The sequence below is a fragment of the Ktedonobacter robiniae genome (genome assembly GCF_016587375.1).
In the GTDB taxonomy this organism is placed as follows: domain Bacteria; phylum Chloroflexota; class Ktedonobacteria; order Ktedonobacterales; family Ktedonobacteraceae; genus Ktedonobacter; species Ktedonobacter robiniae.
Window position 1 is genome coordinate 2,108,647 of sequence record NZ_BNJG01000002.1, and the last position, 15,588, is coordinate 2,124,234.

The 15,588-nt window shown below is 52.0% G+C and carries 15 protein-coding genes and 1 pseudogene; 10 read left to right on the plus strand and 6 right to left on the minus strand.

The features are described 5' to 3' along the window. Positions 1-20: 20 nt before the first annotated feature. The 3 genes from JMJ04_RS30100 to pnuC form a co-directional block, all read right to left on the minus strand. Positions 21-1,082 (minus strand): GNAT family protein, encoded by a 1,062-nt coding sequence (locus tag JMJ04_RS30100; protein WP_201374058.1) that lies wholly within the window; start codon positions 1,080-1,082, stop codon positions 21-23. 356 nt (positions 1,083-1,438) lie between these two features. Then, positions 1,439-2,404, minus strand: a complete 966-nt coding sequence (locus JMJ04_RS30105; protein WP_201374059.1) for an AAA family ATPase — start codon at positions 2,402-2,404, stop codon at positions 1,439-1,441. After that, positions 2,401-3,048: a nicotinamide riboside transporter PnuC gene (gene pnuC / locus JMJ04_RS30110; RefSeq protein WP_201374060.1), complete on the minus strand. Its 648-nt coding sequence runs from the start codon at positions 3,046-3,048 to the stop codon at positions 2,401-2,403. Before pnuC ends, JMJ04_RS30105 begins: the two co-directional genes overlap by 4 nt. Before the next feature lie 971 nt (positions 3,049-4,019). On the opposite strand from pnuC, the gene JMJ04_RS30115 reads away from it, so the two are divergent. The 5 genes from JMJ04_RS30115 to JMJ04_RS30135 all read left to right on the plus strand — a co-directional run bounded on the left by JMJ04_RS30115 (position 4,020) and on the right by JMJ04_RS30135 (position 7,110). Then, positions 4,020-4,169: a hypothetical protein gene (locus tag JMJ04_RS30115; RefSeq protein WP_201374061.1), complete on the plus strand. Its 150-nt coding sequence runs from the start codon at positions 4,020-4,022 to the stop codon at positions 4,167-4,169. 156 nt (positions 4,170-4,325) lie between these two features. Continuing rightward, positions 4,326-4,811 (plus strand): hypothetical protein, encoded by a 486-nt coding sequence (locus JMJ04_RS30120; protein ID WP_201374062.1) that lies wholly within the window; start codon positions 4,326-4,328, stop codon positions 4,809-4,811. A gap of 34 nt (positions 4,812-4,845) precedes the next feature. Further along, the gene (locus tag JMJ04_RS30125) at positions 4,846-5,829 is read left to right on the plus strand and encodes an alpha/beta fold hydrolase (RefSeq protein WP_201374063.1); all 984 of its coding nucleotides are present in this window, start codon (positions 4,846-4,848) and stop codon (positions 5,827-5,829) included. Between the two features lie 268 nt (positions 5,830-6,097). Then, the gene (locus JMJ04_RS30130) at positions 6,098-6,469 is read left to right on the plus strand and encodes a PH domain-containing protein (RefSeq protein ID WP_201374064.1); all 372 of its coding nucleotides are present in this window, start codon (positions 6,098-6,100) and stop codon (positions 6,467-6,469) included. A gap of 86 nt (positions 6,470-6,555) precedes the next feature. Then, complete coding sequence (locus JMJ04_RS30135; protein WP_201374065.1) at positions 6,556-7,110, plus strand: hypothetical protein; 555 nt, start codon at positions 6,556-6,558, stop codon at positions 7,108-7,110. A gap of 139 nt (positions 7,111-7,249) precedes the next feature. On the opposite strand, the gene JMJ04_RS30140 is transcribed toward JMJ04_RS30135, so the two are convergent. Next, a complete protein-coding gene (locus JMJ04_RS30140; protein ID WP_201374066.1) occupies positions 7,250-7,879 on the minus strand; it encodes a hypothetical protein in 630 nt (209 codons plus the stop codon). A gap of 674 nt (positions 7,880-8,553) precedes the next feature. On the opposite strand from JMJ04_RS30140, the gene JMJ04_RS30145 reads away from it, so the two are divergent. From JMJ04_RS30145 to JMJ04_RS30160, 4 genes are all read left to right on the plus strand, one after another. Continuing rightward, the gene (locus JMJ04_RS30145) at positions 8,554-9,111 is read left to right on the plus strand and encodes a DinB family protein (RefSeq protein ID WP_201374067.1); all 558 of its coding nucleotides are present in this window, start codon (positions 8,554-8,556) and stop codon (positions 9,109-9,111) included. A gap of 181 nt (positions 9,112-9,292) precedes the next feature. Beyond that, the gene (locus JMJ04_RS30150) at positions 9,293-9,655 is read left to right on the plus strand and encodes a VOC family protein (protein WP_201374068.1); all 363 of its coding nucleotides are present in this window, start codon (positions 9,293-9,295) and stop codon (positions 9,653-9,655) included. Positions 9,656-9,942: 287 nt separating this feature from the next. Next, entirely contained in the window at positions 9,943-10,818 is an 876-nt protein-coding gene (locus JMJ04_RS30155) for an SMP-30/gluconolactonase/LRE family protein (protein WP_201374517.1), read from the plus strand. A gap of 555 nt (positions 10,819-11,373) precedes the next feature. Continuing rightward, complete coding sequence (locus JMJ04_RS30160; protein ID WP_201371734.1) at positions 11,374-12,798, plus strand: IS110 family RNA-guided transposase; 1,425 nt, start codon at positions 11,374-11,376, stop codon at positions 12,796-12,798. A gap of 474 nt (positions 12,799-13,272) precedes the next feature. Here JMJ04_RS30160 and JMJ04_RS30165 read toward each other — a convergent pair. Then, positions 13,273-14,424: pseudogene (locus tag JMJ04_RS30165) on the minus strand (RNA-guided endonuclease InsQ/TnpB family protein). 55 nt (positions 14,425-14,479) lie between these two features. Here JMJ04_RS30165 and JMJ04_RS30170 point away from each other — a divergent pair. Beyond that, complete coding sequence (locus JMJ04_RS30170; protein WP_201374069.1) at positions 14,480-14,713, plus strand: ribbon-helix-helix domain-containing protein; 234 nt, start codon at positions 14,480-14,482, stop codon at positions 14,711-14,713. 366 nt (positions 14,714-15,079) lie between these two features. On the opposite strand, the gene JMJ04_RS30175 is transcribed toward JMJ04_RS30170, so the two are convergent. Then, on the minus strand, positions 15,080-15,535 hold the full coding sequence (locus JMJ04_RS30175) for a winged helix-turn-helix transcriptional regulator (protein WP_201374070.1): 456 nt from the start codon (positions 15,533-15,535) through the stop codon (positions 15,080-15,082). Between the last annotated feature and the right edge of the window lie 53 nt (positions 15,536-15,588).

The following is a 15,588-nucleotide window of genomic DNA, read 5'->3' on the forward strand; positions in this document are numbered from 1 at the left end:
CGCTAATCAGCAATGCTCTACTAATTGGCAAATCTTTTATCGAGCCAGAGATCTGGAGAGGCTTTGGCGTGGCTCCAGAGTACGCGTTCATCAAGGCGACGCGTCAGACGGTATGCAACCGGTCGCCATCCCTGGCGCATCCACATGCGGGAGGAGAGCAGATTGGTGGCACGCCAGTCGGTGAAGCAGAAAGCGTAGCCAGTGGCATAGTCATCAGCCAGGCCGTGGGCTGTCAGGATGCGACCTATACCCTGTCCCTGTTCCTCTTCTCGCGTCGCGGCAAAGCCCAGGAAGCTGCATTTTTCTGGGAGCACCATGTTGCCGATGCCACGCGGCGGTTGAGCAGGCAAGTAGACCTGAATGCTGACGAGTTGCCCATTGCACAGGGCGAGCCATATCTTCCATTCTGGATTTTCAAGCTGTTCCAGCGCCTCCTGCCGGGTCTCTTCTCTATCATAGGACATGACTATTGAGTAGACGGGTGAGCGAGATTGATGGAATGAGATCACATCATCCAGCTGCGTAGAGATGTCCAGGTCGGCAGGACTGGCACGGCGAATCTCCAGCGTAGGATCAGTGGGAACATCAAACGAGGAGGCTGGCGCCGTTTCACGTAGGCCATAGACATGCTCTTTGCCAAAGCTGAGATTAAACCAGGCATCGATAGCAGCCTGATCTGAGGCAGGGATATTGGTAACGTGGTAGAGGCATCCCAGGGCAACCCAGGTCGGGGAGAGAGCTGCGTAGAGATCGCGGTAGAGTTCTGCGCTATAGGAGCGATCAAGAGCATGGCCGGCATATTCAACCCAGACGCTGCGGCCCCACATCTCATTAATCTTCGGCACACCAATCAGGTAGCCGGCCATTTTTCCGTCCTGCCGAGCTACTACACCGCCTGCGCTAATACCGTTGACAGTTGACGCTTTCCAGGTTTGTTCAAGTTCAAGACGAGCCTCTGAGGGACGGCTAAAACGCTCAGGGAAAGCAGGCTCGTGAACACGGTCGCCCTGGTGGCGGCGCGCAAGCAATTCAGAAGCCTCTTCAATATCAGCCTCGCTAAATGGGGTAATCTTTGTATGCATGAGGCATACTCCTTTCTGTGAATGATGGGTATAGTATAACGTATTTGCCCGAATACCAAACACCCCTGACCGTCTGATATTCTTTGTGCTTTGCAACGTAATTGCCTCCGTATTGACATCCACGAGTGGGATAGTGAAAGCGGTCGATGCATTGGTTGTGCGATGGAGCAGCCGGTGCGCAACATACCAACACAAACCGACACAGAGACCCATTATCAGAAGAAGGATGAGAAGAAGAACACATATGAGTAGCGCCAACATGATCAATTCTTTCGCAATGACGCACACTTCTGTCGTGAGGGTGCGGTTCATCGTTTTGCAGGCACAAAAAGATGAACCGCACCCATTACATGGTCTTACGCCTGAAGGAGGCCTTCTACAGCTCGAATAGCTTTCGCGAACCGTGCATCCCAGCTTCCGCTGATCATGATATATGGGCGATTGCGCTGCTCCAGTGCCTGTAGACACCGATCGAGAAACTCTTGCCTCTGGTCCGAGAAAAAACGTTGGTTGTCGTCTACCCAGGGGACATCAATATCTGTGACTAGGTAGAGATCATAGTTCATAGCGTCCGCGGCCTCGTAGAGCCAGGAGGGGCAGGTGCCAAAGAGTGCGTTACTCCAGACAGTTGTCGTGAGCAGATCTGTATCACAGAAGAGCACGCGATTGGCCTGTCGCGCCAGTGCTTGTGTAGAAGCACGGTGCCCATGCGCGATTCTTGCAATGTCTTCGAGGTCGTCACACCTGCCGTTTTTGAAATCCAGCAGGCCGCGAGCGTATTCCTCGACGAAAACCGTCTGGAAATGGCGTGCCAGGTCGATGGTCAGGGTGGATTTGCCGGTTGATTCGGGACCGTATATACAGACGCGTTTGACATAATGCGGGCGCACAACTGGCGGAATGTATTGCCAGTATTGCAGCGGATTGGAGCGGAGACGCGTTGCTGAGATAGGGACAAGTGTGCGTGGGTGGTTGACTGGAATATACTCCATACCCAGGAGTTTAGCTAACTTCCAGCCATAGTCTTCGGATGCGAAAATAAAGTCAGGAATGTAGGGGAGGGCCGCGCGCAGTGTCTGTTCCCAGATCTGCCAGTACCGTGGATCTGTTTCCTCTGGATTCTCGTCATTGACGCGAATCACATGCGCCCGGGGGGCCATTTCTTTGATCCAGGCCACGCGCAGTTCCCCGTCGATCTCGTCAGTGGGTCGTGTTCCCACTACTAGTAATAAGTCATCGACATAGTTTTGCGCGAAATCGATCAGATATTGATGGCCGAGGTGTGGTGGAATAAAGCGGCCAAGCACAAGACCCGTAGTCATGCGTATGCTCTCCTTGATTGCAGCCACGCGTGTATCCCAAAAAGGCACATGACCAGAAAAGTCACGTAGACCACGCCTGTCAGATAGAGTCGCTCGTAGATATAAAGCGGGATATAGATGAGATCAGCCAGAATCCAGCCGTACCAATTCTCCAGAAATTTTTTGTTTAACATATATTGTGCCACAAGACTGAGCACAGTAGTCAGCGCATCCCAGAATGGGGCTGAATCCTGCAGTGTTTGCAGATAAAAGGTCAGGCTGGTGGTAGCAATCCCCGTGATGAGCACAAACACCAGAAGTTCGAGCGGGGAGATATTAGAAACGCGCAAAGAGGTCTTATTCTTGCCCCCATGTAGCCAGAGATACCAGCCTTGCAGGCCTAGCAGGACGTAGAGTACCTGCAAGCCCATATCGGCAAAGAGTCCAGCTTGCCAGAAGAGGACGAAGAAAAAGATATCATTGGCAATCCCGATAGGGAAATTCCAGATATTTTCCACTACCGTTAACCAGACTGAGAGAGCGCCAGTAATAAAGCCGAGGTCTTCCGTCAGCGTGAAAGGAATAACCTGCAACCATGAGCCCACCAGCAGCGCGAGTGAGCCGCAGGTGAACAGAGTAAGAAAGACTATCGTTCTTATTTTCACAAAGCATCCTACTGCCCGCTTTGCGCGCGACATGCGTGAGGCATAGTAATGGATCAGTTACGAGCAAGTATACCATATTCAGCACTCGCTTCCCTGCTTTGGGAGCCAATCGGGTATGCGTCACGTTTTTGCAACCCCCAAAGGGGGCGCGGTGGTGCCTCTCGTTCCATAGGCACCACGTTGACGGCGCCGTTTCACGAGGTACCGCCAAACAGAGGCGCCACGTTGACGGCGCGCCGATTCATCACTCGGGGGCCAATCAACCTTTCATGCGTCAAGTTCCCTGGGCAACACGCCTTTTTGGCCTTTTTTGGGTGTGACGTTGGGGGGACATAGACGCATATGGGGTGGACATCGCATCAGCACTGAGAATGCGGTTTGTGACCAGGGCTGGATGCAGCAGGGCAACTGCAACACTGATCTCATTCTCACGGCTTTCCACGGCGCGTTGCGCCAGCACAGGAGCGAATCGATACCTCTGCGTTTGCTGTCACTTTTGCTGTCACCGATGCGCTTCCAAAAAAATAAAACGCCCTTAGGAGCGTCTAGAAGCAGCATGAGAGCATCATCCTCATAAAAGAGCTGCTGATGGAGAGATCCGCCGGCGCCTCCCCGTCCTTTTTCGCCGCTGTCCGTCAGAGCGCTTCCCGTGCGGCGTGAGAGGAATCGTCGTTCATCGGCGGACATCGTAATCCGCTGGCGTCCGGCGGCTTTGCCGTCAATTTGCCGTCAAAATTGCTGAGGTGAGGTATGTTTTCCCTGAGTTTCCGATGAGGCATCCAGGTGGTTACCAGTGAGTACGATCATACGCGTGAACCAATAGAGGGAACTATTGGGAGATAGTTTATCCGCCACTTATCCGCCATAACCGCCATTAATTCCGCCACTTATCCGCCATCAATCCGCTACCCGATCTGTCTCTTTGATTTGTTAGCGCACTGCTCGTACCCTGTTTGTATGAGGAGGAAGAGATGAGCACGAAATCTGTTGATAACCATCTTCGCTTGCCGTATGCGGCCCACGACCTGTTCCTCTTGCTTGCTCAATTCGATTGGAGGCTTCCATATTGTTGGCTGCATTTCCTTGCTCCTTACCGTTTCCTTGATAACGACCATAAATAACAAATATTTATGTTATTTATGTTATCATATGCAGGAGGGAGATTATTCCAGATCAGAGAACTGGAACGCTCCGTCTAGAAGTGGGCTCTACCTGCTTGAGGTGAAGAAAAGTATCTCCAAGAAAAGAGAAAAATTGAGGAAAGGTATTTCGTTCGTATGAATAAGGATGAGCAGTTGCAGTATGCAGACCACATCAGACATTTTTACACCCTGCGGTACGGTTTTCCTCCCATGGTCGGTCGGCTGCTCGGCTATCTCTTCGTCTGTGTTCCCGAGAAGCAGTCAATGAACGAGCTTGCTGATGCGCTCATGGCGAGCCGCAGTGCCATTGCGGGTGCGGTCCAAACGCTGGAGAATTACCACCTTGTCAACCGAACTCGCGCTGCTGGCCAACGAAGCGATTCAATCAGTCTCAATCCAACTGGTATTGAGGGGAAAGGATTTGACGTGACCGTTTACCAAGAGCAGGCCGCTTTGTTCCGAGAAGGTCTGAATGCTTTGAAGGACGAAGGGCCAGATCCGCGCATCTCTCTGTTAGAAGAAGCCGCTGCATTGGCCGAATTCTTGGCCGAGCAAATACCCGCCCTCCATCAAGAGTGGGATAAACGGCGTGATGCGCTCCGACGTAATCGCGAGCTGTGAAACGAGCAAAGATGGTGTTCAATAGGGGATGATCATGCTGAAAAAGAAGTCGAAAAAAGCTATGGGTGTTGAGGAATACGTCCTGATCAACGGAATTCATCAGTATCTGTTTCATTCTGGGACAACCGATGAAAATCCAGTCCTGCTGTTTTTGCACGGTGGACCTGGAAGTGCAGCGTCCCTGTTTGCACACGCTTTTCAAGACAAATGGGAAGAGTTGTTTACCGTGATCCATTGGGACCAACGGGGGACGGGAAAAACGCTGACGAAGAATCCGGAGAACTATCCGACTCTTGATATGCTCTTCCAGGATGTCTTGGAAATTATTCACTATCTCAAGAGCAGATATCACAAACAGAAGATTGTTCTCCTTGGTCATTCCTGGGGAAGTGTTTTAGGGAGCCTTTTTATCAAAGGCCATCCAGAAGAGGTCGCGTATTATATTGGTGTAGGACAAGTGGTGAATAAACTGGCAAGCGAGCGCCTCAGCTATGCAAAAGTGAAGGAGGTCATTGTCCAGGCAAACGATCAGAGCGCTCTGAAAAAGCTTGAGGCTCTCGGTGACTATCCCGGAGAGCAATTCGATACGCAATGGCTGAAGAAATCGCTCCAACTCCGCAAACTGCAAGGGAAATATCATCTGACTATGAAGTCGAATGTCTCCCCGTTGAAAACACTGTTGACCAGTCCTCTTTTTCAATTCTCCGACCTCTCTGCATTGATAAAAGGGAATAAAGCAAATAAAGAACTGATGAACTTTTTAGGAAGATTTGATGTAAATGCAGATCCGGCAGAATACAAAGTTCCTCTCTATTACATTGTCGGCGAACATGATTGGCAGACGCCCGTTGCTCTTACCCAAGACTATGTTCAGAGAATCGAGGCTCCAGAAAAAAAGATCTACATCATCCCGAATGCTGGACATATGACCATGGTTGACCAACCTGTCTTGTTTCTGAGCATCCTCCGAGACATTAAAAACAGACAGGAGAATGGGAAAGAAACAGAACAGGAATAGGAGATGGATTACTTCACTTTCGTCGTTTGAAAGAGATGGAATTGAACCCAGCGCATCCAACTAGGAGCATACCGTTTTCCGGTTTGGATGCGCTGATCCCTAAAGAGCCTTGCATGTGCTGCGTCTACTAATCTCTGCTTAGAGCTCAGAAGCGATTATTTTAATGGGTATCCTGAGCCTCCTCCATTTCTCGACCGGTCCTCTAGAACATGACGTTTTTTTGAGATAGAATATGTGAAGACGGGAAACTAAAAATTTTGGAGGAGACATGATCGATTTTCAGCAGGGATTTGTAAAGTTGGCTCCGATTAATCCAGAGCAAATTATGCCCCTTCTTTCACCCATGATAGTGGATAATGAGAGTATTGTTGCTGCGTTCAGGACAGTTCGTGATTCAGTTGTTTTTACTGATAAACGAATCATTGCTATTAATGTGCAGGGGATAACGGGAAAAAAGACAGCTTATACCTCTTTACCTTATAGTAAGGTGCAGGCATTTTCAATTGAAACTGCTGGTGTCCTGGATCGAGATTGCGAAATAGAATTGTATTTTAGTGCCCTTGGCAAAGTGAAATTTGAAATCAAAGGAAATTTTAACATCGTTCATTTTAATAAGATACTTAGTCAGTACGTTTTATAGGACGATTTTTTTGACGCATATAGTCTGTATATGAGCATTTACATGTTATAGTACCCTGCTTGGTGATGTGCATTGAGCGAGAATGGTTGTTCAAGGACGTTCAGATTGTTGCCTTGCCCACCTTTCTTCTTGTCGCTCTCGCAACGGCACCGGATGTCCTCCACGCGCTGCTCTGGTGGAGTATTGCTGTGCTCGGTATTTCTCTCGTTCCGCTCCTCTTTATCTGGCAGGGAGTACGTCGAGGATGCTATAGCGATCACCATGTCAACAAACGCGAGCAACGCCGGGCTCCACTCCTCTTTGGCCTGGCGTGTATGATGCTTGCTTTCGTCTTGCCGCTGTTCGTGCATGCATCGTCACCCCTTCTCGCAACGGTGACGGCTACACTGGCCGCCGTCGCCGTTGCTGCGGTCATCACCCAGTACTGGAAAATTAGCCTGCATCTGGTCGGGATAGCAGGCGCGGTGACGGTCTGCTGCCTGCTCTGGGGACCGCTCTGCTTATTCCTGTCATCGCTGGTAGTGCTTGTTGGCTGGGCACGCTGGCGGCTGCACGCGCATACATGGTTCCAGGCTCTGGCTGGAACCATCCTGGCCATTAGCGTGATGATCCTCATCTACCGCCTCTTTGGGCTGGTGTGACCCCCTGGCTTGAGCGACGGCTGCGTCACGTCTCCATCATGCATTCCTTGCTCCTCAAGGGGTGACTCGAAGATAGGTGCAAAAAAGTACTGAAGCTGGGAACGTGACCCTTGGACACGCATCACACGCTCCGGCACCATTACGTCGCATTCTCCGGTGACGAAATATGCTTTTGAGCGGTCAAGACGCTTGCCACTATCCTTGGATGCATGAGGGCGAGCGGAGAGCGAAGCATATGGATCACCTCCAGGAAGATCAACCATATGGCCTGGTCTGTCGGCAGAAGTGAGATCAAGCGCTCTAGATACCAGCGCGATACCCTTCCAGTCAGGTTCTCTTTGGTCTCCGGGAGGGCTGCGGCTGTCGCTAATTGCCATGGCGTGGCAATGGCATGGGCCACTTTTCTCTGAAAACGATGAGCGAACCCTTGCTGTCTCCTATATTTGCCTAAGCAGACATCGAGCATGAGCGCTTCTAAGGCCGCAACGGTCCTGCCTTGTCCGTAGATTGGATTAAAGCAACAGGCCGCATCGCCGAGAACGAGAAATTGTTCCGGGTACCGCTTTAATTGCTCAAAATGTCGAATGCGATTGGCGGTGCGTCGATACCCGTAAATTGGCGAGATGGGAGTGGCCTCCTTTATTGTCTCGTAAAGCGTTGCGTCAGGAAGACTACGCGCGAATGCGAGGAATTCGTCCTCCCTAGTTGAGGGATAATCTTTCTTCGTTCCCGCAAGAACCACCATCCAGCGGTTGCCCTCGATCGCCATTAACACGCCGCCGCGCTGACTCTGCTGTGTTCCCTGGATCGCAATGAGTTTCCAGTCGTTCCGCTGTTGGTAAATGCTCTACCAAGTGAGCAGATCTGGCCCTCGAACGTGGAACATTGCCCTCAATCTTGAGCACTGGTACATACGTTTTCTGGAAAACCGCTCCGCATCAGGCTTCTTCCATCGATGTCTTGTAAATGAGAGGGAGAGGAAGAGAGGTTCGCATTCGCTCGAAAGAAAGGCAAGTGTCTGATCAGGTCAAGGAAGGTGTCCATCTCGCGCGTCACGCGTCTCCGGTGCGCAAGATCCGAGAAGTTTTGTCCTTTCTTCTCTGTTAGACTGTTTTCAATGGAGTGTCCATGGAGTGGACCCCGGATGTGAGACAGTACCCATTTCAAAGAGAGAGGGTGTTTGTTTAAACAGGCAGATGACGCCTTTTGCCAGAACAAGGGGGACACCTCGCCATAAGATGCTTGAAAGGGGTCCGCACTCGAATTGGGCAAAAAACTTCACGCCTGATCACCGACTTGATCTTCCGGCGCTAGGAAGGTGTACACTTCTTTTGAGAAAACTGACGCACGACACGACCGAGTGCAGAACGTTCGATATTAGGATATTTTTTCACCGCTTTCTGTGCTACATTGTGAGAAAAAAAGCAGAAAGGAACACACGTTATGGCGGAACAACTGATGGAGACAACGTTGCGCACCGCTCTGTGGCAGCAGTTCGGCGCGACGATCGACACGCTCGAAAACGCTTTGCTTGCCTGTCCCAGCATGCATTGGAATGGACTCCTCTGGAGTGACCCGAGAGCCCCAGAATACCCGACATTCTGGTCGATCACCCATCACACCCTCTTCTGGCTCGACTTGTATCTCACAGGCTCACTTGAAGGATTCGCTCCTCCTGCGCCCTTCACCCTGGATGAGCTTGATCCGGCAGGTGCCCTTCCCGAACAGCCCTACACCAAGGAGGAGCTACACGCCTATCTGGTGCATCTGCGCAAGAAGTGCCAGACAACGATTGCTGAGTTGTCAGACGAGAAAGCGCACCAACAGGTCGCTTTCCCCTGGGCCAGGGGAAAGCAGGTGAGCTATTTAGAGCTGCTCTTGTACACCATGCGTCACGTGCAGGAACATGCGGCCCAACTGAGCCTTTTTCTCGGACAGCACGGCATCCCGGACGAGGCGCTCGACTGGGTCGCGCGAGCGAAGGGTGAAGTGGACCTCTGAGGCGCGCGGAGGCGCGAGTGGTCTACCAGTTGGTTCGCCTTCGCATTCCCCAACTCGAGTGCGCACCTCTTTCAAGCATCATATGGCGAGGTGTCCAAGGGGAGGATGTTGTCTCGGGATGGAGGGTGCCATACCATGATGCCTGATATGACCCGTTTGTGAAGAGAAAGGAGCAAGAAGCATGATTCCTACGACGAATCTCGACCTGTTCGCGGGAATTCCAGTCACCGACTACGCGGTGGCGCTCTCGTGGTACCAACGGCTGCTGGGTGAGGCGCCCGCATTCTATCCAAACGACAGAGAGGCCGTGTGGGAGCTCGCTCCGCATCGGTACATGTACATTGTGCTGCGGCCGGAGCACGCTGGCTACGCCGTGCACTTGAGCTTCGTCGATGACCTCGATGCGCTCGTGGCGCAGATAGCCGATCGGGGACTCGACCCTGCGGAGCGGGAAACCTACTCCAACGGCACGCGCAAGATCACGTACCGCGATCCTGACGGAAACGAGATCGCATTCGGCGGCGCTCCGCTGGAACCGGCTTAAAGCTGTGGCAGCGAGACGAAAACGGCAGAATCGGTTCTTGCCATTCATCCTTTATCTTCCAACCACGTCCCAGTCCGTTTTTCCTGTTGGAGACCAACGCTTGCCCTTCACCTCGGCCTGCGTTGGTTGGCCACAGGGGAAAAGAACTGGGATGTGGTCGGCAGGGAATGATGACAGGCCGCGAACAGGCCAAGAACGTTCTTAGACACGGAAAGCGCATGAAAGGAAGGGAACGTATGTCAACCTTTGAGAACAGCAACGCAGATCGGGGAAAAAACGCACCATCCATGCCTGAACCCAACGTCCTGCTGGACGGACTCGCCTATGTCGAATCGCCTCGCTGGCACGAGGGCCGACTGTGGTTCGCCCACTGGGGGACGGGCGAGATCGTCGCAGTAGATCCTTTCGGCAACAGTGAAGTCACCGGCCACGGACCTGCTGGCCTGGGCTGGGCCATCGACTGGCTGCCCGATGGCCGCCTGCTGGTCACGGGCAAGGAGCTGCTGCGCAGGGAGCCGAACGGGTCGATGGTTCGGCACACCGACCTCAGCAGTATCTCTAGCTTCGGTTGGAACGAGATCGTCGTGGACGGTAGAGGTAACATCTACCTCAACAGCATCAACTTCGGTTTTCTCGCCGGCGAGCAGCCCACATCCGGCATCATCGCGCTGGTCACCCCGGACGGCTCGGCCCGCAAAGTCGTGGGCGACCTGGCGTTCCCCAACGGCATGGTGGTGACGCCGGACAACAAGGCGCTGATCATCTCCGAGTCCTTCACCGGGCGGCTCATCGCGTTCGATATCGAAGCCGATGGCAGCCTGTCCAACCGGCGGGTGTGGGCCGAGGGCCTTGGCCCAGACGGCATCTGCATGGACGCCGAAGGTGCCATCTGGGTCCAGACAGCGGACACCCGTACACACACCGGTCGTGACGATGCACCAGAAGGCGCTGTTGTGCGGGTCCGCGAGGGCGGCGAGGTGCTACAGCGGATCGAGTACGACCGCGCGATCTTCGCCGCCATGCTCGGTGGACCGGACCGCACGACGCTGTTCCTGCTGGCGGCCCAGTGGCGCGGCATCGAGCAGGTGAACGAGGCGGTCGCAGCTCGGACCGGTCAGGTGTTGGTCAGCCAGGTATCGGTACCCGGTGCCGGATGGCCGTGACAGAGGACAGACCGTCGAATGGCAGTTCTGACGTATCAAAGAGGTGTAGTCCTCGCCCGTCCTCGCGTATCAGCCAACCCAGATGTCTGGTCGATGATCGGATCATATCCAGGCGACAAGGACGCGGTAACTGCCCGGAGCGTGTGGGTTATTTACAACTTTTTCTGATGCGATTCTAGATGTGGAGCGGTTTGCCCAGATTCGTTTGTCCCAGTGCTCAAGATTGAGGGCAATGTTCCACGTTTGAGGGCCAGATCTGCTCACTTGGTAGGGCATTTACATACGACATCTGATGGTGAGGTATCACTACCCGTTTGTTGATTGTTTCACAGATTCCAGGTACTCTTGTGAGTGGAGAGGCACTGAGGAGTAGCTCCCCTCAGAAGAGGACTCGGAGAACCTTCAGGGCATTTTGAGGCATGACCTTTCACTGGTAATTGGGGGGCGTGCGCGAAATCCTTCATACGCATTTGAAGGCCAGTACAACTTTTCGTATGTAACTGGGCAGGCCACGCCCACGAGCCCTAGCCTCTCCATCCACCAGGAGGTGTGACAATGACCAGCAGCAAGCAGAGGCGCACAGAATTCCAGGGTTTGCCCACTCTCCCGAATGAGGCTCTTTACATTGGTGTTGATATCGGCAAATTCAAACATGTTGCTGGCTTCCTCTCGAAAACACTTTTAGAACGTCATAAACATTTTGATCATTGTCCTGCATTCATCTTTGAGCAATCACGAGAAGGTTTCCGGGCTTTTGTAGAGCGTATCCAAGCCTATTGTCCTCTTGAGCAGTGTTTCATTCTCATGGAACAAACGGGCCATTATCATCGATCGCTCCTCCAGTATTTGTTAGAGCTGGATCTTCCGGTTTTTGTCATCCATATTCAACGCCGCCAGGAGGGCATGGTCAAAACCGATAAACGCGATGCGTTAGGGTTAGCAAATCAGCTCTACACCCAACTTGAACTCGGTGCACAGGTTGCCAACACGCTTCAGGCAATTCGTCGGGCGCTTCCTCCCTCTGAGGCCGCAGCCCAACTCAAAGGATTGATGCGCCACCGCTATGAACTGGTGAACGAAGCCACTCAGCGGAAAAACAAGCTGACAGCCATTTGCGATGAACTCTTTCCCGAATTTACCCAAGTCTTCAAAGACCCGAATGCTGCTCTTGCCTTAGATCTGCGTGAGCATTTCCCTACACCTGCTGCTATTGCTGCCGCGACTTCGATAGAACTTCGAACAGTGCGAAGGAGAAATCATCCCTCCGAAGCCCAGTTCATGCAGATCCAGCAGCTCGCCGGGCAAAGTATTGGGACGAAAAACCCGGCCCGGCAAGACAGCCTGATTGTCGAACAAACCTTGTTGATTCAGGAACTTCGACTCCTTCAAAACCATCTGGAGCAACTTGAAGAGAAAATTGGCCAAATCGTTGAGAAAAGTCGTGAGGGCCAGATTCTGACCTCCATCCCTCCCATTGGCCCGCTCTTTGCGGCGTCGATCATCGCGACTATCGGCTCTATTGGCAATTTTGAGGACGCAGCTCATCTCAAATCCTATTTTGGCTGGGCACCAATCAGAACGCAAACAGGTGTGTCTTTTGATCGCACGCGCCTCACAAAGGCGGGCTCACGTGAAATGAAGAAAGTGATGTTCCTTGTGGCCTGGAAAGCGATCCAGATGGACACCGAATGGGCAAAGCTCTACAAACGTTTGGTCCCTCGACTCTGTTTCTATGATGAGAGAATGCAAGCCTACAAAGGAAAAGGGAAGGCTTTGGGCCATATCATTGGCCGCTTAATTACACTGATCTTTGCGCTCCTCAAGAAGGATTACGAACTCCTCAACAAGCTTTCGCCTGGCACTGAACCTCCTCCTCCAACCATGTATGACCCTGAACTGCATCAACGTCACCGGACAGGGCACTATTCCCCACTCCGCAGGGAGGGTCCACAGAATCGGATTGTTCAGCACTCCTCGTGAAGATGATTATCTCTGCTACGTAGACATTGGGAACGTTAGAGCATTTTTCGGGTATTTGCTTCCCACCTCTCATACGCATTACCACTTACCCCGATCATTTGGGTACTATGGGGGTTCCGTCGCCGTAGGCTCGCGCCTGTAGGCGATCCCGCATTTACGCTTGTGAAACGTTGAGGATGGGTAGGTGCCCGTTCGTCCTTTACCCCGATCATTTCGGGTCGCCCCCTGAAAAGAGCTTTTGCGTCCCTATGGGAACTGGACGCTATTTCAGAGTCATCGTGTCATGAAGGCTACGATGGGAGAGGGCTTCTCCACACGGACTTGGGTTCAGCAAACTTAGCTTCACCATGCATCCAAGACTCGCGGGTCAAACTGCCATACCTTCCTTCTGGCTTTCCCACTTTCTTCTGCCATGCTCTTGTCCTCTTCGGGTTTCCCCTCCAAGTAAGGCAATGTATTCGGAGGTATCTGCTCTTAACCCCGGCTACTGAGTAGCGATTCCACAAGCGCCGAAGCGGCGCACCCCGTATGCCCTACGGTACTGAGAGCCTTCTGCAAAATGTTGAGCGCTGCGTTATGATCCCTGTCTAAGACCACACCACACGCCGTACACACATGCGTGCGCACACTCAGTGTTTTCTTCACAAGCGTTCCACACGTACTACACTCTTGACTCGTATAGTGTGGGGATACTACTATGACAGGGATTGTATGCATTGCTGCATAATACTTAACCCAAAGCAGAAATTGCCCCCATCCAGCATCATGGATGCTCTTGGCAAGGTGCCTGTTGCGTACCATGTTGCGAATCTGCAACTCTTCAAAGGCAATCAAATCGTGAGATGTGACGAGCGCGTTTGCCTGCTTTCTGGCAAAATCTTCGCGCTGCCTTTGGACTTTCAAATGCGCATACGCCACGGCTTGGCGGGCTTTTTTGCGGTTTTTACTCTTCTTTTGTTTGTGTGAGAGGCGACGTTGCAAGCGTTTGAGACGCTTTTCTGCCTTACGATAGTGGCAGGGATTCTCGACGGTGTTCCCTTCAGAATCGGTAGAGAAGGCTTTTAAGCCAACGTCAATTCCGACCTGTTTGCCAGTGGGAACATGTTCCACCCTTCGCTGTGCCTGGATACAAAACTGAGCATAATACCCATCGACACGTCGGATGAGACGAATACGAGTGATAGCGGGTATGGGGCGGGTCGCAAGATCACGACTCCCGATCAAACGCACTCTGCCAATACCACACCCATCGGTGAAGGTGATGTGCCTGCCATCAGGGTCCAGTTTCCAGCCCGTCTGTTTATACTCCACAGAACGGTTATCGTGCTGAAAACGGGGATAGCCTTTCTTGCCTGGCTTCTTCTGTTTGCAGTTGTCGTAGAAGCGTACAATGGCAGATCACGCCCGATCCGCACTGGCTTGTCGAGCCTGAGAATTGAGCGAAAAGACGAAGGGGTGTTCTTTGGCAAGGACGGCGCAATACATTTGCAAGTCATTCCTGGTCGCGTGGTCATCCATCCACAAGCGGAGGCACGTATTGCGAATGAACTGCACAATGCGAATAGCTTCATCAATGGCGGCGTATTGTGCCTTGGTGCCATCAATCTTATATTCGTAGATCAGCATTGCGCCCCTTGCTCCTTCCCTCTGTGTTATGCTATGACTATACATCAATATTCTGATGTATACAAGAGGTGAAAGAGTGAGACGTACAAACATTTACCTGAATGAAAAGCAACACCAAAAATTACATGAGCAAGCGGAGAAAGAGGGGGTCCCTGCCGCAGAATTAGTACGACGTGCCGTGGATGCATTCCTGTTGTGGTATGATCCGTCCTACTGTCCAACTCCACCCAATCCACCCCAAACTAAGGAAGAGCCATTTATCCCCCGGATAAATCACGGGGCTTTCTAGCTCGTTTTCTGTAAATCCCACGGGTTGTGCAACGAGAACCATAACTGAACAATAAGAGGCGGGCACATGAGCGGAAACCGTGTCTCGCTTCCGAGAGAATATGTCAAGAGATCTATTTCGAGACAAGGAAGTGTAAATTTGGGCATGATGTCGAGCGAAATTTCGAATAATTCGGTGAGTGGGCTTCTGGCTAGTCCTACAATTGTAGATGGCTTGCGATAGCATTTCGGCGTCTGTAATGGCAGAGTTTGGCAAGAGCTTGATGTGTACGTCGAAAGACGCGACCAAGCCAAACGGTATGCAAAAGGAAGAGATCGCTTACCTACAAGCTAAGAAAAAAGCCGTCGAAAAATGAGTTCTCCGCTGCTATTCTTTCTCTGGTTTTGCCGAGGAATCTGCTCCATTTGCTCGTTTTTGAACCAGTGCTAGAATTTCCTCCTGGAGTGAATTCTTCCCTGTCTGATCATACTCAGCACGTATCCGCTCAACCTCTTCGATATATTTCTCCGACCAATCCCGTAGCGCCCAGATTGGTTCGATGAGCGTCTGGCCAAGTGTGGTGAGAGAATACTCTACCATAGGGGGCACGACAGGGTAAACCACGCGTTTGACCAGGCCATCGCGTTCCAATGCACGTAACGTCTGTGTCAACATCTTCTTCGAGATACCCTCAATTTGAGCATGTATCTGACTAAACCGTTTTGTGCCCTGTTGCAGCGCCACAACGACCAGCAATGTCCATTGGTCGGCGATTAACTCAAGCCCACGCCGTGTTCGGCAATCCGTTGGAATGGGTTCCACTCTCTGTGTTTTGGTTACCATAGGGTAACTATAGCACTTTTTTGTTCCTCCTTACAAGAAGAAAGTCTTTTTTG